This is a genomic window from Flavobacterium sp. AC267, assembly GCF_979258715.1.
In genome coordinates this window covers 2,473,359-2,496,778 of the sequence record NZ_OZ409875.1, presented here as the reverse complement: position 1 = coordinate 2,496,778, position 23,420 = coordinate 2,473,359, and the positions used below count along the sequence as shown (strand labels likewise).

23 protein-coding genes and 2 pseudogenes are annotated in these 23,420 nt (G+C 31.5%); all 25 read left to right on the top strand.

Annotated features, from left to right (window positions below; all coding sequences use genetic code 11):
- The first annotated feature begins 143 nt into the window (after positions 1-143).
- The 25 genes and pseudogenes from ACZZ95_RS13035 to ACZZ95_RS12915 all read left to right on the top strand — a co-directional run bounded on the left by ACZZ95_RS13035 (position 144) and on the right by ACZZ95_RS12915 (position 23,285).
- Positions 144-2,363 (top strand): NADP-dependent isocitrate dehydrogenase, encoded by a 2,220-nt coding sequence (locus ACZZ95_RS13035; RefSeq protein WP_463469364.1) that lies wholly within the window; start codon positions 144-146, stop codon positions 2,361-2,363.
- Positions 2,364-2,491: 128 nt separating this feature from the next.
- Positions 2,492-4,892: pseudogene (locus tag ACZZ95_RS13030) on the top strand (TonB-dependent receptor).
- A gap of 28 nt (positions 4,893-4,920) precedes the next feature.
- The gene (locus ACZZ95_RS13025; RefSeq protein WP_463469363.1) at positions 4,921-5,508 is read left to right on the top strand and encodes a DUF4249 family protein; all 588 of its coding nucleotides are present in this window, start codon (positions 4,921-4,923) and stop codon (positions 5,506-5,508) included.
- Positions 5,483-5,743: a hypothetical protein gene (locus ACZZ95_RS13020; RefSeq protein ID WP_463469362.1), complete on the top strand. Its 261-nt coding sequence runs from the start codon at positions 5,483-5,485 to the stop codon at positions 5,741-5,743. The genes ACZZ95_RS13025 and ACZZ95_RS13020 overlap by 26 nt, the downstream gene beginning before the upstream one ends.
- 2 nt (positions 5,744-5,745) lie before the next feature.
- Positions 5,746-6,228 (top strand): GyrI-like domain-containing protein, encoded by a 483-nt coding sequence (locus ACZZ95_RS13015; RefSeq protein ID WP_463469361.1) that lies wholly within the window; start codon positions 5,746-5,748, stop codon positions 6,226-6,228.
- 2 nt (positions 6,229-6,230) lie between these two features.
- A complete protein-coding gene (locus ACZZ95_RS13010; RefSeq protein ID WP_463469360.1) occupies positions 6,231-6,671 on the top strand; it encodes a DinB family protein in 441 nt (146 codons plus the stop codon).
- A gap of 146 nt (positions 6,672-6,817) precedes the next feature.
- Positions 6,818-7,481: pseudogene (locus tag ACZZ95_RS13005) on the top strand (thiamine diphosphokinase).
- A gap of 158 nt (positions 7,482-7,639) precedes the next feature.
- Positions 7,640-8,683, top strand: coding sequence for a site-specific tyrosine recombinase/integron integrase (gene xerA, locus ACZZ95_RS13000; protein WP_463469359.1), 1,044 nt, complete (start codon positions 7,640-7,642; stop codon positions 8,681-8,683).
- A gap of 128 nt (positions 8,684-8,811) precedes the next feature.
- Positions 8,812-9,177 (top strand): hypothetical protein, encoded by a 366-nt coding sequence (locus tag ACZZ95_RS12995; protein ID WP_463469358.1) that lies wholly within the window; start codon positions 8,812-8,814, stop codon positions 9,175-9,177.
- Positions 9,178-9,334: 157 nt separating this feature from the next.
- Positions 9,335-9,607 carry a hypothetical protein gene (locus tag ACZZ95_RS12990; protein WP_463469357.1) on the top strand — a complete coding sequence of 91 codons (273 nt, stop codon included), beginning with the start codon at positions 9,335-9,337 and terminating at the stop codon, positions 9,605-9,607.
- Complete coding sequence (locus ACZZ95_RS12985) at positions 9,592-10,068, top strand: macro domain-containing protein (RefSeq protein WP_463469356.1); 477 nt, start codon at positions 9,592-9,594, stop codon at positions 10,066-10,068. The genes ACZZ95_RS12990 and ACZZ95_RS12985 overlap by 16 nt, the downstream gene beginning before the upstream one ends.
- 552 nt (positions 10,069-10,620) lie before the next feature.
- Positions 10,621-11,955 (top strand): reverse transcriptase domain-containing protein, encoded by a 1,335-nt coding sequence (locus tag ACZZ95_RS12980; protein ID WP_463469355.1) that lies wholly within the window; start codon positions 10,621-10,623, stop codon positions 11,953-11,955.
- A 350-nt stretch (positions 11,956-12,305) separates the two neighbouring features.
- Positions 12,306-12,950 (top strand): hypothetical protein, encoded by a 645-nt coding sequence (locus tag ACZZ95_RS12975; RefSeq protein WP_463469354.1) that lies wholly within the window; start codon positions 12,306-12,308, stop codon positions 12,948-12,950.
- 167 nt (positions 12,951-13,117) lie between these two features.
- Complete coding sequence (locus ACZZ95_RS12970; protein ID WP_463469354.1) at positions 13,118-13,762, top strand: hypothetical protein; 645 nt, start codon at positions 13,118-13,120, stop codon at positions 13,760-13,762.
- Between the two features lie 150 nt (positions 13,763-13,912).
- On the top strand, positions 13,913-14,524 hold the full coding sequence (locus ACZZ95_RS12965) for a hypothetical protein (RefSeq protein WP_463469353.1): 612 nt from the start codon (positions 13,913-13,915) through the stop codon (positions 14,522-14,524).
- Positions 14,525-14,706: 182 nt separating this feature from the next.
- Complete coding sequence (locus tag ACZZ95_RS12960; RefSeq protein ID WP_463469349.1) at positions 14,707-15,252, top strand: LemA family protein; 546 nt, start codon at positions 14,707-14,709, stop codon at positions 15,250-15,252.
- Positions 15,253-15,422: 170 nt separating this feature from the next.
- On the top strand, positions 15,423-16,310 hold the full coding sequence (locus tag ACZZ95_RS12955; RefSeq protein WP_463469352.1) for a hypothetical protein: 888 nt from the start codon (positions 15,423-15,425) through the stop codon (positions 16,308-16,310).
- A 270-nt stretch (positions 16,311-16,580) separates the two neighbouring features.
- Entirely contained in the window at positions 16,581-16,865 is a 285-nt protein-coding gene (locus tag ACZZ95_RS12950) for a hypothetical protein (protein WP_463469351.1), read from the top strand.
- Between the two features lie 177 nt (positions 16,866-17,042).
- The gene (locus ACZZ95_RS12945) at positions 17,043-17,750 is read left to right on the top strand and encodes a hypothetical protein (RefSeq protein ID WP_463469350.1); all 708 of its coding nucleotides are present in this window, start codon (positions 17,043-17,045) and stop codon (positions 17,748-17,750) included.
- A gap of 175 nt (positions 17,751-17,925) precedes the next feature.
- Positions 17,926-18,471 (top strand): LemA family protein, encoded by a 546-nt coding sequence (locus ACZZ95_RS12940; protein WP_463469349.1) that lies wholly within the window; start codon positions 17,926-17,928, stop codon positions 18,469-18,471.
- Positions 18,472-18,735: 264 nt separating this feature from the next.
- Positions 18,736-19,680, top strand: coding sequence for a hypothetical protein (locus ACZZ95_RS12935; RefSeq protein ID WP_463469348.1), 945 nt, complete (start codon positions 18,736-18,738; stop codon positions 19,678-19,680).
- A gap of 727 nt (positions 19,681-20,407) precedes the next feature.
- Positions 20,408-20,905 carry a hypothetical protein gene (locus tag ACZZ95_RS12930; RefSeq protein ID WP_463469347.1) on the top strand — a complete coding sequence of 166 codons (498 nt, stop codon included), beginning with the start codon at positions 20,408-20,410 and terminating at the stop codon, positions 20,903-20,905.
- Positions 20,906-20,943: 38 nt separating this feature from the next.
- The gene (locus ACZZ95_RS12925; RefSeq protein WP_463469346.1) at positions 20,944-21,468 is read left to right on the top strand and encodes a hypothetical protein; all 525 of its coding nucleotides are present in this window, start codon (positions 20,944-20,946) and stop codon (positions 21,466-21,468) included.
- Between the two features lie 137 nt (positions 21,469-21,605).
- Positions 21,606-22,295, top strand: a complete 690-nt coding sequence (locus tag ACZZ95_RS12920; protein WP_463469345.1) for a DUF4844 domain-containing protein — start codon at positions 21,606-21,608, stop codon at positions 22,293-22,295.
- A gap of 177 nt (positions 22,296-22,472) precedes the next feature.
- Positions 22,473-23,285: an SMI1/KNR4 family protein gene (locus ACZZ95_RS12915; RefSeq protein WP_463469344.1), complete on the top strand. Its 813-nt coding sequence runs from the start codon at positions 22,473-22,475 to the stop codon at positions 23,283-23,285.
- Positions 23,286-23,420 lie beyond the last annotated feature (135 nt).

Here is a 23,420-nt window from a genome sequence, read left to right as displayed (position 1 = left end):
ATAACAATCTGTTAATTTCTGCTTTTCTCGGGAAAACTCAACCGTTTTCGTTGTGATTTTATTATATTTGCTCCGCTCATTTTGAGCCGAATATACCTGTTACATCGTTAACTCCCAACGATACGATTATAAAAAAAAAGAAAATGACAAAATCAAAAATTTTTTACACCTTAACTGATGAGGCGCCGTTATTGGCAACTTACTCTTTGTTACCAATTGTTCAAGCTTTTACAGCGACAGCTGGAATTGAAATCGAAACCAGAGATATTTCGCTGGCAGGAAGAATTTTATCGAATTTCCCAGATTCTTTGACAGATGCTCAAAAAACTGGAGATGCATTGGCAGAACTTGGCCAATTAGCAACTCAGCCGGAAGCAAACATTATTAAATTACCAAACATTTCAGCATCTGTACCGCAATTAAAAGCCGCAATTGCTGAATTACAATCTCACGGATACAACGTTCCAAATTTCCCAGAAGATCCACAAAATGATGCTGAAAAGGAAATTAAAGCAAAATATGCAAAAGTTTTAGGTTCTGCTGTAAACCCAGTTTTACGTGAAGGTAACTCTGACCGTAGAGCTCCAAGAGCAGTTAAAAACTTCGCAAAAGCAAATCCACACTCTATGGGTGCTTGGTCTGCTGATTCAAAAACTAAAGTGGCTTCTATGCCAAATGGTGATTTTTACGGAAGTGAAAAATCATTAACTGTAAATGAAGCTAACGATGTAAAAATCGAATTTACGGCTAAAGACGGAACTACAACTGTTTTAAAAGCAAGTACTCCGCTAAAAGCTGGAGAAATTATTGACAGTTCAGTTTTAAGCGTAAGCAAATTAAAAGCTTTTGTCGCTGATGCAATTGCTGAAGCAAAAAAAGAAGGAGTTTTACTTTCTGTGCATTTAAAAGCTACAATGATGAAAGTTTCAGATCCAATTATCTTTGGCGCTATCGTTGAAGTATATTTTGCAGATCTTTTCAAAAAATATGAAACTTTATTTGCTGAATTAAACATTGATACCAGAAATGGTTTAGGTGATATCTATGCAAAAATTGCAGGAAGACCTGAACAGGCTGAAGTTGAAGCTGACATTACTAAAGCAATCGAAAACGGACCAGCTTTGGCAATGGTTAATTCTGATAAAGGAATTACAAACTTACACGTTCCTTCTGATGTTATTGTTGATGCTTCTATGCCAGCAATGATCCGTACTTCTGGTCAGATGTACAACAAAGAAGGAAAACAACAAGATACTCTTGCTGTTATTCCAGACCGTTCTTACGCTGGAATTTATACTGCAACAATTGATTTCTGTAAAAAACACGGTGCTTTTGATCCTAAAACAATGGGAAGTGTTCCTAACGTTGGATTAATGGCTCAAAAAGCTGAAGAATACGGATCTCACGACAAAACTTTTCAAGTAAAAGGTGACGGTGTTGTTCGTGTTGTAGATGCAAACGGAACTGTTTTAATGGAACAAAACGTTGAAGAAAACGATATTTTCAGAATGTGTCAGGCAAAAGACGCTCCTATTCAGGACTGGGTTAAACTTGCTGTAAACAGAGCTCGTTTATCTGATACGCCTGCTGTTTTCTGGTTAGACGAAAACAGAGCACACGATAGAGAATTGATCGTTAAAGTTCAAAAATATCTTAAAGATTACGATACTACAAACTTAGATATCCGTATTTTAAACCCTATTGTCGCTACTGAATTTACTTTAGACAGAATCATCAAAGGTTTAGATACTATCTCTGTAACAGGAAACGTTTTACGTGATTACCTTACAGATTTATTCCCAATTTTAGAATTAGGAACTTCTGCAAAAATGTTATCTATCGTTCCTTTAATGAACGGCGGTGGATTGTTCGAAACTGGTGCTGGAGGTTCTGCTCCTAAACATGTTGAGCAATTTACAGAAGAAGGATATTTACGTTGGGATTCATTAGGAGAGTTTTTAGCTCTTGGTGCTTCATTAGAGCATTTAGGACAAACTTTAGACAATTCTAAAGCAATTGTTTTAGCTGAAACTCTTGACGAAGCAAACGATAAATTCTTAGCAAACGATAAATCTCCAGCTCGTAAAGTTGGACAAATTGACAATCGTGGTTCTCATTTCTATTTAGCTTTCTATTGGGCTCAAGCTTTGGTCGCTCAAAACAAAGATGCTGAATTGAAAGCGATCTTCGCTCCAATTGCTGCTGAATTTGAAGCTGAAGAAGCAAAAATCGATGCAGAATTAATTGGTGCTCAAGGAAAAGCGCAAAGCATTGGCGGTTACTACCAGCCAACTCCTGAGTTAGTGAGTAATGCAATGCGTCCTAGCGCAACATTTAACGCTATTATTGCTAAAATCAAATAATTCAAAATACATAAATCGTATTTTTAATAAATAAAAAAAGGACAGCTCTAAAAGTTGTCCTTTTTTTTATTAACTTATGTTTAACAAAAGTTTCGTGGTAATGTCTAGCAAGAATTATTAACTATGTAATTCAAAATCAATGTAATGATTACAAAAAATACCTGCACATTTTTTCTTTTTATTTTAACGATTTTCAGCGCCTTTTCACAAGAAAAATTCACATTAAGCGTACACCATCAGCGACAGCAAAAATAATGAAACTTTAATTGGAGTAAATATCTACATTCCCGCTTTAAAAATCGGAACAACTACAAACGAATACGGATTTTACTCACTTTCTGCTCCTAAAGGAGAATATGAAATTGAAATCAGTTATGTTGGTTATCAAACCATTCAGAAAAACATTCTTTTAAATCAGAATACAAAAAACAACTTTTCTATCAGCGAAGGCGGCGAAGAATTACAAGAAGTTATAATTACAGATAACAAAAGTAAAATCAATATCAAATCGCCCGAAATGAGTACCAACAAACTTTCTATTGCCACCATAAAAAAGATGCCCGTTGTTCTCGGAGAAGTGGATGTTCTTAAATCCATTTTATTACTTCCAGGCGTTACTAATGCAGGAGAAGGCGCTTCTGGATTTAATGTCCGCGGAGGCGGTGCAGACCAAAACCTGATTCTTTTAGACGAAGCTACCATATTTAATTCATCACATGTTTTCGGATTCTTTTCTGTTTTTAATCCAGACGCCATCAAAGATTTAAAACTCTATAAAGGCGGTATTCCTGCACGCTATGGCGGAAGAGCTTCATCTGTTTTGGATATTTATCAAAAAGACGGAAGCAGTAAAGATTTTCACATGAATGGCGGTATCGGATTAATCTCAAGCCGTCTGCTTGCAGAAGGTCCGATTGTAAAAGACAAAGGTTCGTTTTTAATTGGCGGAAGAGCTTCTTACGCCCATTTATTTTTAAAACTCTCCGAAGATGATAAAAATAATACTGCTTATTTCTACGATTTAAACACCAAATTAAGCTATAAACTCAACGACAATAACAGCTTGTATTTATCCGGATATTTTGGCCGAGATGTTTTCAGCTTAAATAAAAGTTTCACCAATACGTACGGAAATTCAATTTTAAATTTGAGATGGAATCATTTATATTCTGATAAATTATTTTCTAATCTTTCCCTGATTTACAGCGATTATTATTACGGATTAGACCTTGATTTTGTTGGTTTCAAATGGGACTCTGGAATTAAAAACTATAATATAAAATACGATTTCAAGCATTATCTTTCAGATAAATTAAAACTAAATTATGGCATCAACGGAACGTATTATGAATTTAATCCCGGAACTATCAAACCAACCGGAACTGATTCAGGAATTAATCCCGATCAATTGGATAAGAAATATTCTTTTGAACCTTCTGTATATTTAGATGCAGAAAGTCAGCTTACTACTAAAATCACCATTGCTTACGGATTGCGTTACAGCCTTTTTTATAGATTAGGTTCTTCTACAATTAATTATTACGAAAATAATCAAGCAGTAATTTTTGATACTGATATGCAGATTTATGAAAAAGGAACACCCACTTCTACACAATATTTCGGCAAAAATAAAGTGATTAAAGACTATACTAATTTCGAACCCAGATTCTCTGTTTCTTACCAATTAAATAACGATCAAGCCATAAAAGCGAGTTACAACAGGATGACACAGTATCTGCAATTAATTTCGAATACCTCATCTCCTACTCCGCTTGACGTTTGGATGCCGAGTGATAATTACATCAAACCGCATGACTTGCAGATCAGGTTGCTTTAGGATATTTTAGAAATATTAGCAATGGTGATTACTCATTTGAAGTTGAAACTTATTACAAGGAAATTCAAAACAGACTGGATTATATCGATGGTGCCGATTTAATTGCGAACGATGCTATCGAACAAGTAATTTTGAACGGTCAGATGCGCTCGTATGGCTTGGAAATTATGTTCAAGAAAAACAAAGGTCAGTTTAATGGCTGGGTTTCCTATACTTTATCTAAATCAGAACAGCAGACTCCAGGCCGAACGCCAGATGAAATTGGAATCAACAATGGTCAATGGTATGCTTCTGCTTATGACAAAAGGCATAATTTAGCGATAACGTCGGCTTATAATTTAAATGAAAAATGGTCGTTTGGTGCTAACTTTGCTTTGCAGTCCGGACAGCCCGTTACGTATCCGAATGGACAATATGAATATTTAGGAATTACGGTTCCAAGTTACGGATTACGAAATGAAAACCGACTTCCTGCGTATCACCATTTAGATATTTCTGCAACTCTGACACCAACTAAAAACAAAGGCCGAAATTGGAAAGGCGAATGGGTTTTCAGCATTTATAACCTTTACAATCGCATGAATGCGACCTCAATTAATTTCCGTCAAAATGTTGACACGGGCGCAAATGAAGCAGTGCAGTTATCCATTTTCGGGATTGTTCCAGCGGTAAGTTATAATTTCAAATTCTAAAGATCAATTCAGAAACTAAAATATAATTATGAAAAAATTAGTTTTGTTAATCGCATTTTTTACATCAATTTTCTTTACCAGCTGTGAAGATGTTGTGGATGTTGACTTAGATACTGCCCCTCCAAAATTAGTAATTGAAGCGGCAATAAACTGGGAAAAAGGCTCCAGCGGAAGACAGCAGGTAATAAGGCTTACGACAACTACAGGTTATTTTGACGACTTGATTCCTATTGTTTCCAACGCCGTTGTTTTTATAAAAAACAGCAAAAACCAGCAATTTAATTTTAATGAATTTAATAAATCGGGGAATTATGTCTGTAATGATTTTAGAGCTGAAATGAATGAGCAATACACCTTAACGGTTATCAGCGGTGACAATACTTATACGGCATCAGAAATCTTAAAATCGGTTGCACCAATAACAAGAATGGAGCAAAAAAATGACGGCGGTTTTACAGGACAGGATATTGAAATTAGGTCTTATTTTACAGATCCTGGCGACGAAGACAATTATTATTTATTCAAATACGTTTATTCTAATAAGGTAACTTCAAACTTCTATGTTTCTGAAGATAAATTCTATCAGGGAAATGAAATTTTTAGCGACGACCGATGACGAAGATCTAAAAGCTGGTGATGAAATTGAAGTGACACATTTGGGAATTTCAAAACAATATTACAATTACATGAATATTCTGGTAAGCATTGCCGGAAGTAATATTGGCGGACCATTTCAGTCACCGCCGGCAACAGTAAAAGGAAACATTATTAATACGACCGATAAAAGCAATTATCCTTTGGGTTATTTCTCTTTGAGCGAAACGGTTACAAAAAAATATACTATTCAGTAATTATGCAGCCACTAATAAAATCTTTATCCGAAAAAAAACTTATTGGACATTCTATCGAAATGTCTTTCCTAGAAAATAAAACATTTCAGTTATGGAGTGGTTTTATGCCACAACGAAAGGAAATAAAAAATGCAGTAAACGCTAATTTGTATTCTTTGGAAGTATATTCCGAAAATCATTTTGATAACTTTGATCCTAGTGATAATTTCCAAAAATGGGTCGCAGTAGAAGTTTCCGATTTTGAGAATGTTCCAACAGAAATGAAAAACTTAATTGTGCCTAGTGGTTTGTATGCCGTTTTTCTTCATTCTGGACCTGCGACAGAAGCACATAAAACCTATCAATATATTTTTGCAGAATGGCTTCCAAATTCAGAATACATTGTAGACGAAAGACCGCATTTTGCAGTAATGGACGAAAAGTATAAAAAAGACGATCCAGACTCTGAAGAAGAGATTTGGATTCCGATAAAAAACAGAAGCTAGTTATGATACTTGAAACTCTAAAAATACTTTTTAATAGAGATTTGAATAAACTCAAATTCGAAATTGAATCGTACCAATATGAAAATCAAATTTGGGCTGTCAATAACGATATTTCCAATTCTGGCGGTAATCTTTGCCTTCACTTAATTGGAAACTTGAATACTTACATTGGAGCAGAAATTGGAAAAACAGGCTATATTCGAAATCGCCCACTGGAATTTTCACTAAAAGATATTCCGAAATCAGAATTAATCCAGAAAATTGAAGATACAATCCTAGTGGTAAACCATGCACTTGATGTTTTAAATGAAAAAGATTTAAGCGCCATTTATCCGCAGATTGTTTTCGAAAAAGAAATGACAACCGGATTTTTCTTAGTACATCTTTCAACGCATTTAGCGTACCATTTAGGCCAAATAAATTATCATAGAAGACTGATTTAACAAATTCCAAATTTTAAATTCCAAATTCCAAAAAAGAGCGAAGCGATTTTTTTGGAAAAATCTAAAATCTAAAATCTATCCCGAAACTTCGGGACTAAAATCTAAAATCTAAATGTACCTTTGTACAACATTCAAAAAAAACTAAAATGTCATCACACCATATAGTTCGCGACGATCAGGAACCTGCTTTAATAATTGCCAACGGCAGCCGCCTGCGATCCTGAATTATTAGGACAATTGCTTGAATGGTCTCCTTTGGTTGTTGTTTTAGATTCGGCTATCGAAAGAGTGATCGAATTGGGCATAAAAGTTGATGTTCTTTTAGGTGATTTTGACCGTGGTTTCGATCCTGAAATCTATAAAATTTCACAATTTCCAATAGAAATTGTCCATACGCCAGATCAAAATAAAACAGATCTGGAAAAAGCATTCGATTACCTTATCGAAAGAAAAATTCCTGCCGCAAATGTCGTTTGGGCAACCGGAAGACGCGCCGATCATACGATAACAAATCTTACTAATATTGTTCGTTACCGCGATTTACTTAAAATTGTTATTCTTGACGATCACTCCAAAATATTTTTGCTTCCGAATAAATTCGAAAAATGGTACACAGCCAAAACGCCTATTTCTTTGATTCCTATTGGTGTTGTAAACGGAATTTATTCGACCAATTTAGATTATCCACTTCAAAATGATACACTTACTATGGGGTACAGAACCGGAAGTAGTAATTCTGTCGCACAAGACGGGCTTGTAACGATCACACATCAAAATGGTGATTTGTTGTTGATGGAGTGTATTGATTAAATTGTTTCTGAGAATTCTGATTACTTTGACAGAAGTTTTTTTGAAATCTGATCCTCCATACACTTTTAGTAATTTAATAGCATAAAGTCACTGACACAGTAGTTCTTATTTTAAATACATAACTATTTTCTTACTTTAGCTGTTAAATTATTACAACGATGAATTGGGAAGCTAGAATTATTACTTATAAAAAAGAAAAAAGAATTGCAGTGTATTTTGAAAAAAATGCCGAATTAATACAACGAATGAAAAAACTGGCAGGTTCACGCTGGAGCCAAACTTTGGGCGTTTGGCATCTCCCTGACACAGTTGAAAACAGGAAACGATTTCATTTGGTTTCTCTTTCACATTCTTTACCATCAACAGAAGGCATTGAGCAGATAAAAAAATACATTCAATGGCTTTCTTCTAAGCGATACAGTTCCAACACTATCAAAACGTATTCTGAAGCTTTGAAATCTTTTTTGGTATTTTATAGAGAGAAAACTATTGCCGACATTACCAATGAGGATTTGATTACTTACAACAATGAATTTATCCTTAAAAACAATCTTTCATCTTCTTATCAAAATCAAATTGTAAATGCTATAAAATTATTTTTTAGTACTGTGAGAGGTGCCAAAATTGAAATTGACAAAATTCATCGTCCCAAACGTTCAAAAATTTTACCTAACGTTTTGAGTAAAGAAGAAATAAAATTGATTTTGAATGCACATTCCAACATCAAACACAAAACAATGCTTTCGTTGATCTATAGTTGCGGATTGCGCCGAAGTGAGCTTTTAAATTTAAAACCTGCTGATATTAATTCTAAAAGAGGAATTGTCATTATTAAACAAGGCAAAGGTAAAAAAGACCGAATATCACCTTTGTCCCTTAAAATATTAGAAATGCTTAGAGAATATTACAGTATTTATAAACCTGCGATTTGGTTGTTTGAAGGTCAAAATTCTGGAGAGAAGTATTCAGAACAAAGTTTGCAAAGTGTTTTGAAACAAGCTCTTCAAAAAGTTGGGACTAAAAAACCAATAACGCTTCACTGGTTGCGTCACAGTTATGCAACACATTTGCTAGAGAGCGGAACCGATTTGCGTTACATACAAGAACTATTAGGTCATAGTAGTAGCAAAACTACTGAAATTTACACCCATGTAAGTACTAAAAGTATTCAGCAAATTAAAAGTCCTTTTGATGATTTATAAGGAATTATCTATATATTTGATTTAAATAAAGTATGTAGTCAGTCATACTTATCTATCCAAAACTGGTTAGATATGTATGATTTTGTCATACATATATACTAGTTACCAGTAATGGTCAAAAATTTAGTATGAAAAACAACATTATACTTCTATTGGTAATTTTGATCATAACAGCTTCGTGTAAAACCGGAGTTGAAGTGACATTCACAAACGAAACCAAAGAAGATTTTAAGAAGCTGACAATCGGGATTTTTAATAAAAGATTTGATTTTGAAAACTTGAAAAGCGGACAAACCACACAGACTATTAAAGTCGAACAAGTTTATCCCTATTGTTATGCCAAAGTAGTAACTAAAAATGATACTGTTAGCTTTATTCCGATTGATTTTGATGGCGAAAAATTAAAGAAATACGGAAAATTAAATATGAAAATTTATATTGATTCAATACAGAATAAAAAGCGTCAATTGAGTATAGTAACCGACAAAGATTAACAGTATAAAACCACTACTGGTAACAGCCACTACAACGGATTTGGGCAATTGGCTTAATGGAAAAATGGTCTTGTATTTGGAATATTTGGCTAATCCGAAAATAGGGCTTAATTTAGTCCCAAACCCGCTGTAGTGCCAGAACGTTAGCAGTAACCCTATGACAACATTCTATTACAAAAGACATTTTGACGAAATTCGGATTGAAAAATTCGAAACTTGGGGAACTTGTGACTATTATCTTGAATCCAATCAGAACGGAGAAATACTTCGACAAATTGAAATTTATGAGAATGGCAAAAGATTAAAATACAGTGAAGAATTTATTGAAGACGAATTTGGATTTCTTGCTGACCAAACAATTAGCCTTTTGGAATTTGAAGAATACGCAATAAATAAAAAAGATTTTGAATATCAATGGACAGTGAAATAAATTATCTTATTGGAGATGCCACACAGCCGAAAATAACTGACAACAAAATCATTGTACATATTTGTAATGATATTGGAGCTTGGGGAAAAGGTTTTGTAATGGCAATTTCTAAACGTTGGAAAGAACCGGAAAAAGAATATAGAAATTGGTTTAAAAATCAAGGAAATTTTTCACTTGGACAGATACAATTTATAAAAGTTGAAGATGACATTTGGATTGCAAATCTAATTGGACAGCATAAAATAAATAAAGACGAAAATGGCAATGCTCCTATTCGCTATGACGCAATAAAAGTGGGTCTTAATAAAGTTGTAGAATTTGCAAAAGAAAATACTGCGACCGTTCATATGCCTAGAATCGGTTGTGGACTTGCAGGCGGAACTTGGGACAAAATAGAACCCATTTTAAAAGAAACTCTATTGAAAAATGAAGTCGCAACTTATGTTTATGACATTGCGTAAAAAAGGGCTACTGCTAACACACGCTACAAGCAATTTGGGGATTTGGCTTAATGGAAAAATTGGTTTGTATTTGGAAGATTTGGCAAATCCGAAGATAAGGCTTAATTTAATCCCAAACTGCTTGTAGCGCGAGAACGTTGGCAGACACCGAAGCGCGCGTGAAAGTAGATAATGTATAATTAGAAATGATAAAATGATTTAATAAAAATAACCTTTTTGGGGTCAGAAAGGTCGGAATGATACGTTTAACTATAATATACCAGTCTAAAACATACGTTAGCTGGGAAGGTAAATACCAATTTCCAAATATTCTGATGAAAGAATTAATGAGGAAAGAGTTATTAACAGCATAATGACTGTTGAAGCCCTGAGGTTGGTTCTGCGTTTCAATTTTCTGAACATATTAGATGTGTTTATGGATTTAATTACAAAGATAACAATTTCGATACCTGAAGAGAGTAGTGTCGCAATAGCCTTGCAAAAGGCAAAAGCTTCGACGGAGCCTGTACATTCTAAACCTGCTACTATAGAATCTGACCCCTTTTTTAAAATATGGAAATAGAAAACTGGTTTAAACTTAAAAAATATCCACATATTGGTTTACCAATTACAATCAAAGATTATAATTGGGCAAAAGAATATATAATGGATAAAGAAAAAATAAAAAAGCATAGCTTTCTTCCTCTTATTCATAAATGTATTTCGCAGAGAAAATTTAGACCCGATAAAACTAGAACCGACTTAACTAAAACAAAAAAAAGATTTAGAATTAAAGACAAAAAAGATAGAAACATTTATTTTGCTTCACACATTGATTCTTTAATTTTTTCATATTATAATACTTTATTAGTTGATGCTTATGAAGCATATATTTCAAAGAAAGAGTATAACAATTCGATAGTTGCTTATAGAAAAATTCCGCTTTTTAAAGGCGCAGAAAATAATAAATGTAATATTGAATTTGCAAAAGAACCTTTTGAATTTATTAAAAAAAATAATGAAAAAAAACTTTCTGTAATTGTTGCTGACGTCACTTCTTTTTTTGACAATCTTGACCATAAAATATTAAAAAAGCAGTGGACTAAAATATTAAGCGAAACAACATTACCTCCAGAGCATTATAATGTTTTCAAGGCTCTCACTAAGATTAAATATATTGAAGGCGAACAACTTTTCAATAGTTATAATAGAACTATGATAGTTGAAAGAGGATTACCTAATTACTCTAAAAAATCAATTTACAAAAGAAAAGAAATTAGTAAATCTCACTATTTCAAAGAAAAAAAAGCAGTTGCATATTGTGAAAAAAATGAATTTATAAAGAATAATTTAAATTTAGTTATTTCAAAAAATAATAAAACTGGAATTCCACAAGGAAGCCCAATAAGTGCGACATTGGCAAATGTTTATATGATCGATTTTGACAAAATCGTTTATGAAAAAGTTGATTTAATTAAAGGATACTATCAAAGATATAGTGATGATTTAATTATAATTTGCGAACAAGAATATGAGGATGATATTATCAAAACAATCAGAGAAAATATTTCGGCCAAAAATGTAGCTAATCTTGAAATTCAGCCAAAAAAAACAAGTGTATATCGATTTGAAAATATAGAAAATAAGTTTAAAGGTTTTGAAATTGATGAAATAACTAAAATACCAAATTTCAATAAAACACTTGAATACTTAGGTTTTTCTTACGATGGGCAAAAAGTGCTAATTAAAACTTCTGGTTTTTCTAAATTTTATCGCTCAATGATAAAATCATTTAAAAAATCAGCTTCACTTTCAAAATACAGCAAAAATCCAGATAAGAGAATTTTTAAATCTAAACTTTTTAAAAGATTTTCGTATCGAGGCTCAAAAAAGAAAAATAATTTATAGACCATCTAAAGACGATAAAACAAAATACGTAAAAACTAAAGAATATAATTGGGGAAACTATTTGAGTTATGTCTATAAAGCTAATTTTACAATGAGAGAAATCAATCACGAAGATTCAATTAAAAAGCAAACTCGTAAATTTTGGAAAAACTTTAATCACTTAATGAAAAAGCATAGCGCTTAATAAAAGGCGATCTGCCAACACACGCTACAAGCAATTTGGGCATTTGGCTTAATGGAAAAATTGGTTTGTATTTGGAAGATTTGTCAAATCCGAAAGATAACGCGGATTTAGTCCCAAACTGCTTGTAGCGCGATAACGTTAGCAGTAACCGTAACGCAGAAAAAACGTGGACAACGAAACAGCAAAATATGTCATTAACTATTTTTCCAACTTATTAACAATTGTGGAAAGAATGGCTATTACACATACGAATTCAACATACAAACTTGAAAATTTAATTTCCGACAATACAAACCTTACAAAAATCTATAGAGAAAAAGGTTGGTTAACTTCTGACCAATCAGTTCTTGATTTATTAAAGGATGGTTACGACAACTTTGAATTGAATGTAGCAAATAGAATTATTGAGCAAAACGCAGACAAAGTGTTTTTTAACAATTGTCCGAAATGTAATAAACTTGCAAGAACACCTTATGCAAGACAATGCAGACAATGCGGACACAAATGGCACCATATAACAGTTGCTCAGTTTAAACTTAACAGTTCGTTTCAATTGACAAGCAGACAATTTTTCCTTTTAGGAGAAATAATAAAAGGAGAAATTAAGCAGGGACAATTTATGGATTTGACAATGTTGGGATTAAATAAAAAACCGAAAATTGAAGCTGTTGAATTTGCTCTTAAACGACAAGACGGAAAAGTTTGGGAAGACGTTGGGCTAGGAACAAACGAACTAACAGAAGAAGATAAGGAATATTTAAAAAATATTGGCTCTTTTGGGACACCATTTGACATAATTAATGAACGATGAAAACGGCAATATGCTAACACACGCTACAAGCAATTTGGGGATTTGGCTTAATAGAAAAATTGGTTTGTATTTGGAAGATTTGGCAAATCCGAATAATGGGCTTAATTTAGTCCCAAACTACTTGTAGCGCGGGGACGTTAGCAAGCAACCGTAACGCAGAAAAAAACGTGGACAACGAAACAGCAAAATATGTCATTAACTATTTTTCCAACTTATTAACAATTGTGGAAAGAATGGCTATTACACATACGAATTCAACATACAAACTTGAAAATTTAATTTCCGACAATACAAACCTTACAAAAATCTATAGAGAAAAAGGTTGGTTAACTTCTGACCAATCAGTTCTTGATTTATTAAAGGATGGTTACGACAACTTTGAATTGAATGTAGCAAATAGAATTATTGAGCAAAACGCAGACAAAGTGTTTTTTAACAATTGTCCGAAATGTAATAAACTTGCAAGAACACCTTATGCAAGACAATGCAGACAATGCGGACACAAATGGCACCATATAACAGTTGCTCAGTTTAAACTTAACAGTTCGTTTCAATTGACAAGCAGACAATTTTTCCTTTTAGGAGAAATAATAAAAGGAGAAATTAAGCAGGGACAATTTATGGATTTGACAATGTTGGGATTAAATAAAAAACCGAAAATTGAAGCTGTTGAATTTGCTCTTAAACGACAAGACGGAAAAGTTTGGGAAGACGTTGGGCTAGGAACAAACGAACTAACAGAAGAAGATAAGGAATATTTAAAAAATATTGGCTCTTTTGGGACACCATTTGACATAATTAATGAACGATGAAAACGGCGATTGCTAACACACGCTACAAGCAATTTGGGGATTTGGCTTAATAGAAAAATTGGTTTGTATTTGGAAGATTTGGCAAATCCGAATAATGGGCTTAATTTAGTCCCAAACTACTTGTAGCGCGGGGACGTTACCAGTAATTTTATGAAAGAAACTGCACAAACAAAACGCTCATTGATTTTAACAACAATCATCTGTTGCATTTATCTTTTGCTGACAATATTTTATCATCATATCGATAAAAATCTTTCAGGAATTCTTTACATATTTCTGACAGTTCTAATTCCAATAACATTTGTAACCATAATTGTCTTTGAGATTAAAGGAATTATCGAAATTATTCGCAATAGACGAAATTTTAATTTTAAATTTTGCTTACCGACAATAGTTTGTACAATAACACTTCTTTATACTTTATTTTGTCCTTACAGAATTGATTCTGAAAAACTGGAAAGCGAAGCTGAATTTAGAGCTTGTTACGAAGGAACTCAAAACCAAGCTTATATTCTTTTCCGAAAAGACAAAACATTCGAATTGAATTGGACAGGTGTTTTTGGTTACAACGAGTGGTGGACTGGTAAATGGAATAAAAACGGCAATGTTTTGACACTCAAATATGACGGAAAAGAAGTTAAACAACTTGGCGATAAAATTCTAATTTCAAACGGTTATTTAAATCCAATTGGAAAATCATTTGACAGAAATAAATATCCACGCCCAATGTTCTATCTAGGAAATTGTAGAAATGAAAATTAATGCGTAATAAAAACTACTGATAACAGCTACTACAACGGATTTGGGCAATTGGCTTAATGGAAAGTTGGTTTTGTATCTGAAATGATTTGGCAAATCCGAGAATAGGGCTTAATTTAGTCCCAAACCCGCTGTAGTACCAGAACGTTACCAGTAATTGTTCCACAACTAAATCTTAAACGAGAATGAAACTTCTAAAAGGCTGTTTAATAACATTAATATTATTTATTGTCGTTTGTGTAATTGGATGGCTTTTCCTGGAAAATAATGTTAGTGGAAACTTATCAAGTTTAAATCAGAATGTAGAAAAGAATTGGGAAAATTATGTTGCGAACTTAAAAGAAAGAAATGCAGAATTTACTCAACAGAAAATTAAAAATGATAGTTTGAAATATTACTCAGAAAGTTCAAAAAAAATTATTGATTCTAAAGATTATCTAAAAGAACTTGAATTGATTGAATACAAATTAAATAAAATTGCAATGTCAAATAGCTTTAAGTCAAATTTAAATGACAAGCTCAATTCCAACTTAGACAATTATAACCAAGCAGTTAGAGAATATAATGTTTACAGAATCCGATTTCCAAATTCTATAATTGCTCGAAGAATGAATTTCCGTAAATCGTACAAGTATTTTGACATTAGATATGGAGTTGAAAATGAAAAAGTTATGGCAAGAAAAAAAGAAATGGAAAATTGGGTTAAAAATGGGGGCGAATATCCACAATAACAACTACTGCTAACAGCCGTTTGGCGAAATTGGGGTTTTAGGCTAAATTTAAAGATGATTTTGTATTTGGAAAATTTGTGTTTAACCGAAAAACCCCGCATCTTTAATCCCCAACCTCGCCAAGCGCCAGAACGTTACCTGCCATTTTAAAAAAACGAAACGATTAAACAATGAAAATTTTAATTACAACTCTTTTTACATTTTTATCATTTATAAATTATTCACAAGTAAAGCTTGATACGAAAGATTTAAAAAATCTGATTGCTATTAGTGAAATATATTCTAAAAACACAAATGCAAGAGGCGAACAATTTGCAAAATCAATTGATTCTTTAAGAACTCCAAAATTAAATCATATTTGTGATGCTTTAATTGAAGTTGGAAAAGGTGAAGAAACCATATTAACAAATAAATACCTTTCGAGACCCAGTAACGAAGAATTAGTTTTATGGTATGTAATTCGTGAAATTCATTACAACTTAGTGAGCAAAACAAAAAAATCAAGACCAAATTTAGATGTAGCAAGTGAAGTTCTCTCTCAAAAAAATGATGAACGTTGGCTTTTAGACAATTATTACTATAGAATTCACGGAGGAATTGCTACACTCTTTAACTCAGCTGATTTAAGATCAAAAAATATAAATATTGAAGAACTTGGTTTTAAAAATCAAACTGAAAAATCAATTTTTTATTTCAGCATTATGGATGCATTAATTGGAGGACGTTTTAAAATTCTCCTAATGTTAAAGAAATATGACAAAATTTTAGAATTTTCAGACAAACTTCCAACTTTTAATAACCAAAAATATTACTACTACACAGAACTTGACTTTGAAGATTTTAATTGGATAGGTTATGAAGAAACTAAATCATATAGCGAAGTAAATTTTGGAAATCTCTATAATGTGATAATAGCACAATTTAGTGCAACCTCACAATTAAGGGACAAAAAAGAAGCGCAAGAAATTTATTTCAATTCTATTTTGCATGAAGAAAAATATTTTAAATATTCAGGAGCGAAAGAAGATTTGAAAATGTTATTTGAAAAATCTAAATAAACAAAAAACGGCAGGTAACACACGCTACAAGCAATTTGGGGATTTGGCTTAATGGAAGAATTGGTTTGTATTTGGAAGATTTGGCAAATCCGAATATAAGGCTTAATTCAATCCCAAACTGCTTGTAGCGCGAGAACGTTAGCAGTAACTTATGAAAACTATCATATTCATAGCACTTTTTTTATACTTGGGAATTCCTATTCTCAAGAAAAAACTACTGTTACAAATATTGAGGGAATTTATATGCAAGGATGGGAATACTCAAACTTTATGCAATTGGATTTTGAGAATTGTGTTTGGATTTCGGATAATTGGACAGAATTTGCACCAAACCTGAAATATAAAGGAAAACCGTTTGATTTTAATCAAATTGAAAATTTAGAAGGAGTTTATATGAAAGTTAACGCTATACAGTTTACAGGAAAGACATTTGGACATTTAGGCTCTTGGAAATCAAAGATTTTTGTTACTGAAATACTCGAAATAGACACGACTCGGAACTTAAATAAATGCTTAAAAGATTACGGACCAATAAAACGGAAAAGCAGGATGTAAAGCTACTGCTAACACACGCTACAAGCAATTTGGGGATTTGGCTTGATGGAAAAATTGGTTTGTATTTGGAAGAGATTTGGCAAATCCGAAGAATGGGCTTAATTTAGTCCCAAACTGCTTGTAGCGCGAGAACGTTGTAGGATATTTTCAAATAACAGAAAGTTAAAAAGAAACAAAATGGAATCATCGGAATTAGAGTTTTTTGAAAATCAAAATTTAAACATTTCAAATGAAATTTGGAATGTAGAGGTTTCATATTGTAAAATAAACTCTGAAAACAAAAAATCCGATATTAATAAACTAATTGAATTACAAAATGAATATAAATCAAATTCATTATTTGTCAACATTCAAAAGAGGGATTCTGAAATTTATAAAAATATTGAAATAAATGGTTTAGATGGAGGATTCTATCTTCATAAATCAACAGAGAATGATAAGAGTCAATCGATAAAACTAAATGAAAATAATTTAATTATGAGTTTAGGTTTTACAATTTTGTCGTTAAACCTAAATGAAATCGAAATTGATTGGATTTTAAGACCTGATATTGCAGAATTATTTGAATTTTATGATTTAGAAAATGATATATTATTGAGAGGTGAACACCAGATTTTTCGCATCGATAAAAATGGAAATATAAAATGGGAATATGGTGGAAGAGATATTTGGGTTAATTTAGAAGGTAAAAGCGAGGTGAATATTGAAGAAAATAAAATTAGACTTTTCGATTTTGAATCTAACGAATATCTATTAAATTTTGAAGGAGAATTATTAGAGGATAAACCAAGAATAATTAAAACAAAGAAACCAACTTTTTTCACTAATCCAAGAAGATGGTTTAACCAAAAAGTTTGGGCGCATTTCACAAAAAATGAAACTTAATAAAAAAACATCCTACAACAGCCGTTACACGAGATTTGGGCATTGGGCTGAATTTAAAAGATGGTTTGCACTTGGGAAATTTGTGTTTAACCGAAAACCTCGCATCTTAATCCCAAACCTCGTGTAGCGCCAGAACGTTACCAGTAATTGTTCCACAACTAAATCTTAAACGAGAATGAAACTTCTAAAAGGCTGTTTAATAACATTAATATTATTTATTGTCGTTTGTGTAATTGGATGGCTTTTCCTGGAAAATAATGTTAGTGGAAACTTATCAAGTTTAAATCAGAATGTAGAAAAGAATTGGGAAAATTATGTTGCGAACTTAAAAGAAAGAAATGCAGAATTTACTCAACAGAAAATTAAAAATGATAGTTTGAAATATTACTCAGAAAGTTCAAAAAAAATTATTGATTCTAAAGATTATCTAAAAGAACTTGAATTGATTGAATACAAATTAAATAAAATTGCAATGTCAAATAGCTTTAAGTCAAATTTAAATGACAAGCTCAATTCCAACTTAGACAATTATAACCAAGCAGTTAGAGAATATAATGTTTACAGAATCCGATTTCCAAATTCTATAATTGCTCGAAGAATGAATTTCCGTAAATCGTACAAGTATTTTGACATTAGATATGGAGTTGAAAATGAAAAAGTTATGGCAAGAAAAAAAGAAATGGAAAATTGGGTTAAAAATGGGGGCGAATATCCACAATAACAACTACTGGTAACAGCCGTTTGGCGAAATTGGGGTTTTAGGCTAAATTTAAAGATGATTTTGTATTTGGAAAATTTGTCTTTAAACGAAAAATCTCGCATCTTTATTCCCCAACCTCGCCAAGCGCCAGAACGTTAGCGGTAATTACCACGCAGAGTCAGGAATCTAACTCAATTTAATAACCAAAAAATAAGTTGAAATTTAAAACGAATAAAAAAGCAATAATTTAAAAAAGAAAGAATAATAGAATTTTATATACAGAAAATGAAAAACAAATACAGTTTAACAATTGTTATGGGTGTTTTAACAGCAATAGCTGGAATAATTCTCCTTGTAATTAGAGAAGATATAGCATACGGTCTTCGATTAGAAAGACCAATTTCTATATCAATAACAGCTTCAATATTATTGCTGTATGGAATTGGATTTTTATTATATGCCTATTTGCAATATAATAAACGAGTTGAATTTCAAGTTTCAGATTTTTCTATTGGTAATCAATCTATCAGAGAAGAATTAGAATTACTAAAACTGGAACTCTATAAGTATAGAAATAAAAATGCCCATTCTAATGTTGACGAAGAAGAAATTAGCGGACTAATTAAACGATTAATAAATCAAAACCTTGAAAGCGAACAATTTTTAAAAACTGTTGAAACAAAATTTGGGAATCAAATAATTGAAGAGCAAAAAATTAATAGGATCAGTAGAGATTTTGAAAGTATAAATCAAAGAATTGGTTTTGAAATAAGTAGACTTTCAAAAAGTGCAAATATTAATTTAGTATTTGGTAGTCTATCAACATTGTTTGCAATTGGATTTCTAGGATACGAAGTAATTTATAATCCTGTAAAATTTACAGAACTTATTCCATTATTATCTCATTACATTCCGAGAATTTCTATAGTTATTTTCGTTGAAGTATTTGCCTTTTTCTTCTTAAAAATATACAAAACAAACTTGTCTGACATAAAATATTTTCATAATGAAAAGACAAATATTGATTTAAAACTTATTGCAATTAAGTCTGCAATTTCAACAAAAAATGAAATAAGTATTCAATTAGTAATTGAAGAACTTGCTAAAACAGAAAGAAATTTTATTCTTAAAAAAGGCGAATCAACAATTGAAATTGAAAAAGAAAAAATGGATATGAGAAATAGTAAAAATATGATTGACGCATTAAAAGATATAATAAAAACAAAGTAAGTACCGCTAACACACACTACAAGCAATTTGGGGATTTGGCTTAATGGAAAAATTGGTTTGTATTTGGAAGATTTGGCAAATCCGAAAGATAACGCTGATTTAACCCCAAACTGCTGGTAGCGCGAGAACGTTACCAGATATAGCAAAAAAACTAAAAGAATTATAGATGTTCAAAGTACTCTTAAAATACTATTTAATAATTCTTGTTACGACATACATATTAAGTTTAATTGTAATAAGTTTTTGGAATTTGACTAATATGTCATCAACACGAGAAATATACATTGCTTTATTAATGACCATTATTGGAGGATTATATTATAATTCTATACTAGCGTTTCTGTCATTAAGTATTTTTCTAAACGTAATCGAAGTTGCACGGCAGAATTATTTGTACAGATTAGCGAGTTTTGTATTATTATCACTAATCTTTATTGTGATTCTATTGTTTTATGATATAAATTTTTTAATCATTTATCCCACAACATATTTTTTGGTTCAACTATATCTTTGGAAAAAGTATGACTTGAGCATCAGAAGTGCCGATTAGCTACATCTGGTAACAGCCACTACAACGGATTTGGGCAATAGTCTTAATGGAAAGTGGGTCTTGTATTTGGTATAATTTGGCAAATCCGAAGAATGGGCTTAATTTAGTCCCAAACCCGCTGTAGTGCCAGGACGTTAGATGCAAACTTTGAGAAGCGCCAAACTAAATCGAATAAATATGAATGGGAAAATAAAAATTCATAAAACCATTTCAGATCATAAAATTAAAAGAATTCAATTTTTCAATTGTAGTGGGGACATATTGAAAGATGAAGATTTTGAAAATGATATGCTAAAATTTGTTACTATTTATAATTATGAGAATAATGGCATTCTTGTGAAAAAATTCAATGTTGAAGGTAAATTAGTTTGGAGAAATGAGGAAATATTCGACGAAGTTGGTAACAAAATCATAGAATACAATGGACTAGGAGAAGAACTACAGAAGTCATTTTATCAGTATGATGAAAATAAAAGACTTTCATCCTTAACCATTTTAGATTCTGAGGAAAGAACAATTCGAACGATGATTTATGAATACGTAAACGCTAATGTATATAAAAAACATTTTAATTCAACTGGTATTCTTGAAGCATTTACAATTACAAAATACAACGAAAAAGAGTCAGTGCGTAAGAGTTATCCATTTTTGAAACACCAAACTTTAAGCCATTAAATAGTTTTCAATCTGAAAATTTTGAAGAATATTTTAAAATGATGGATGTATTTAATTATGATATCGAAGGAAAAAAGAATGATATTCAACTATCTATTCATTATCTAATATGTGATACGGTTTATGAATATGATAAATTTGGAAATGAAATACTTTGTGAAGAATCTAAATTTCACGAAGATTTTGGGAAAACTCATTTAACACTGCTGAGCGCAAGCTATAATGAGTATAATGAAAATAATCTGTTAGTGAAAAATAGTTCTTTTGAAATTCATACAGATTGGGATGAACAATATCAAACTCATTATGAATATTCACTTAATGAAAACGGTGATATAATTAAAAAAACAACTGATACAGGATTCAAAAAAATAATTGAAAAGTTTGAGTATGACGAACAGCTAAAATTAGTTTATAATATTGAAAATCATAATAATTCGGAATTCACAAAGGAGAGATTTTATGATGATTTTGGAAATGAAATATTAGAAATTGAAAAGTATGATTACGAAGATGAAGAAAAGGACGAGAATACTACTAAATATGAAATTGAGTATTACTAATAAAGTCTGCATCTAACAGCTACTACAACGGATTTGGGCAATTGGCTTAATGCAAAGATGGTTTTGTATTTGGGATGATTTGGCAAATCCAAAAATAGGGCTTAATTTAGTACCAAACCCGCTGTAGTACCAGAACGTTGGCAGTAACCGAAGCGCAGAAATTAAAAAAAACAATAATGTCTAAAATCGACCAACTAAAATACTTATTAAAAAAAAACAAGTTTTCATACTCTGAATGGGAAAAAAGAGGACTAAATCCATCCGCTTCAGAATTATGTGAATATTTGGAAAATAATTTAAATAGTTGTTTAAATTCATTAATAGACAAGACTGAAAATAACGCTTCACAAAAAGAATTGAAAAAAACTTTGAGCTTAAACTTGAGAAGCTTAAACAAATCGAATTTAGACACTGAGGAAAAGGAATTTGTTTGTGATTATTATAATGACTTTTCAAAAATTGTCGAAGTTGACTTTAAAAGTGAACTCAATAATTGGCTTTACGGGACACTCTTAAATTTACTCATAAAAATAACGGAATTAATTAAAGGCAAGGAAAAAATAGTAGAAACGTTAGTACAAAACTGTACTAAATGTAATTCTAAGCTTGAAACATTTATTCTTGAAAAAAACGAAGAAATTCCTGATTCTGGTTTTTTTATTGTGAGATGTAAATCTTGTAGAGAATATAATTTAATCGAAAAAGGCTCTAAAATTAAAAGATTGAGATTTGGAGAATATGAATTAACTGAACAACTTGCTAAAAAAGACTATGATTTAGAAGGAGCAAAAATCAGACTAAAACAAATTCAATTTTTCAGAAAATAAAAAGGCTACTGCCAACACACGCTACAAGCAATTTGGGTATTTGGCTTAATGGAAAAATTAGTTTGTATTTGTACGATTTGGCAAATCCGAAAGATAACGCTGATTTAACCCCAAACTGCTTGTAGCGCGGGAACGTTAGCGGACAGGCAACCAAAAAACAAGAAGAGACCAATACTAATGAAAGAAAAAGATAAAAACCAAATATGGCAAACACCAAAATACTTGCCATATGTTCAGCCTGAATTAACTACAGAAATAATTTCAGAAGCCGAAAAGAAAATTGGTCATAAATTGCCGATTGAATATTTAGAACTTTTAAAAATACAAAACGGCGGTTATATTCGTTACACTTTATCTGAAATTCGAAATGAACAAATTTATGGAATTGGACCATATTTTCCTTCAATATTAGATACAGATTGGGATGAATATTTTGAAGATTTAAGTTTTGAACTTGATGGATTAATACCATTCGATGGAGATGGTCACTGGTTTATATGTTTTGATTACAGAAATGGAAAAACAATACCTGAAATAACTCATATAGACATAGAACTCGATGCAGAAGAAAAAATCGCTGATAATTTCAATAAATATCTTGAACTTTTAGAAATTAATTACGAAGACCAATTTGTTATTGAAACAAATTTTTCACTAGAAGAGTCTGTAAATGAAATTGAAAAAGCATTAAAAATAAAATTTGAAGAACCTGATTCTGATTCTCACGGTTATCCACAATATAGAAGTAAATATAAAGACAATTGGATTTGGGTAAATGCCAATAAAGTTCCAAATGGGTTTATAAGAAATGAAGATGAAAGATATGAGGAATTAAAATTACAAATGGAATCTACAACTTTATATTTTCAAGAATTACCTGAAAATAGCGTGATGTTAAAAATATATGGAAATGAAGCACAAAAAATAATGGTTGATGAATTAAATCAAAAATCTATAAAAGTAAAACCATTAAAAGAATATTTCAGATAAATAAATGCCCGATCCGCTAACAGCCACTACAACGGATTAGGGCATTTGGCTTAATGGAAAATTGGTTTTGTATTTGAAATATTTGGCAAATCCGAAAATAGGGCTTAATTTAATCCCAAACCCGCTGTAGTGCCA

Coding starts and splice junctions, on each gene's coding strand:
- ACZZ95_RS13035 (WP_463469364.1), top strand. CDS start 144: ATGACAAAATCAAAAATTTTTTACACCTTAACTGATGAGGCGCCGTTA.
- ACZZ95_RS13025 (WP_463469363.1), top strand. CDS start 4,921: ATGAAAAAATTAGTTTTGTTAATCGCATTTTTTACATCAATTTTCTTT.
- ACZZ95_RS13020 (WP_463469362.1), top strand. CDS start 5,483: ATGAAATTTTTAGCGACGACCGATGACGAAGATCTAAAAGCTGGTGAT.
- ACZZ95_RS13015 (WP_463469361.1), top strand. CDS start 5,746: ATGCAGCCACTAATAAAATCTTTATCCGAAAAAAAACTTATTGGACAT.
- ACZZ95_RS13010 (WP_463469360.1), top strand. CDS start 6,231: ATGATACTTGAAACTCTAAAAATACTTTTTAATAGAGATTTGAATAAA.
- xerA (WP_463469359.1), top strand. CDS start 7,640: ATGAATTGGGAAGCTAGAATTATTACTTATAAAAAAGAAAAAAGAATT.
- ACZZ95_RS12995 (WP_463469358.1), top strand. CDS start 8,812: ATGAAAAACAACATTATACTTCTATTGGTAATTTTGATCATAACAGCT.
- ACZZ95_RS12990 (WP_463469357.1), top strand. CDS start 9,335: ATGACAACATTCTATTACAAAAGACATTTTGACGAAATTCGGATTGAA.
- ACZZ95_RS12985 (WP_463469356.1), top strand. CDS start 9,592: ATGGACAGTGAAATAAATTATCTTATTGGAGATGCCACACAGCCGAAA.
- ACZZ95_RS12980 (WP_463469355.1), top strand. CDS start 10,621: ATGGAAATAGAAAACTGGTTTAAACTTAAAAAATATCCACATATTGGT.
- ACZZ95_RS12965 (WP_463469353.1), top strand. CDS start 13,913: ATGAAAGAAACTGCACAAACAAAACGCTCATTGATTTTAACAACAATC.
- ACZZ95_RS12960 (WP_463469349.1), top strand. CDS start 14,707: ATGAAACTTCTAAAAGGCTGTTTAATAACATTAATATTATTTATTGTC.
- ACZZ95_RS12955 (WP_463469352.1), top strand. CDS start 15,423: ATGAAAATTTTAATTACAACTCTTTTTACATTTTTATCATTTATAAAT.
- ACZZ95_RS12950 (WP_463469351.1), top strand. CDS start 16,581: ATGCAATTGGATTTTGAGAATTGTGTTTGGATTTCGGATAATTGGACA.
- ACZZ95_RS12945 (WP_463469350.1), top strand. CDS start 17,043: ATGGAATCATCGGAATTAGAGTTTTTTGAAAATCAAAATTTAAACATT.
- ACZZ95_RS12940 (WP_463469349.1), top strand. CDS start 17,926: ATGAAACTTCTAAAAGGCTGTTTAATAACATTAATATTATTTATTGTC.
- ACZZ95_RS12935 (WP_463469348.1), top strand. CDS start 18,736: ATGAAAAACAAATACAGTTTAACAATTGTTATGGGTGTTTTAACAGCA.
- ACZZ95_RS12930 (WP_463469347.1), top strand. CDS start 20,408: ATGAATGGGAAAATAAAAATTCATAAAACCATTTCAGATCATAAAATT.
- ACZZ95_RS12925 (WP_463469346.1), top strand. CDS start 20,944: ATGATGGATGTATTTAATTATGATATCGAAGGAAAAAAGAATGATATT.
- ACZZ95_RS12915 (WP_463469344.1), top strand. CDS start 22,473: ATGAAAGAAAAAGATAAAAACCAAATATGGCAAACACCAAAATACTTG.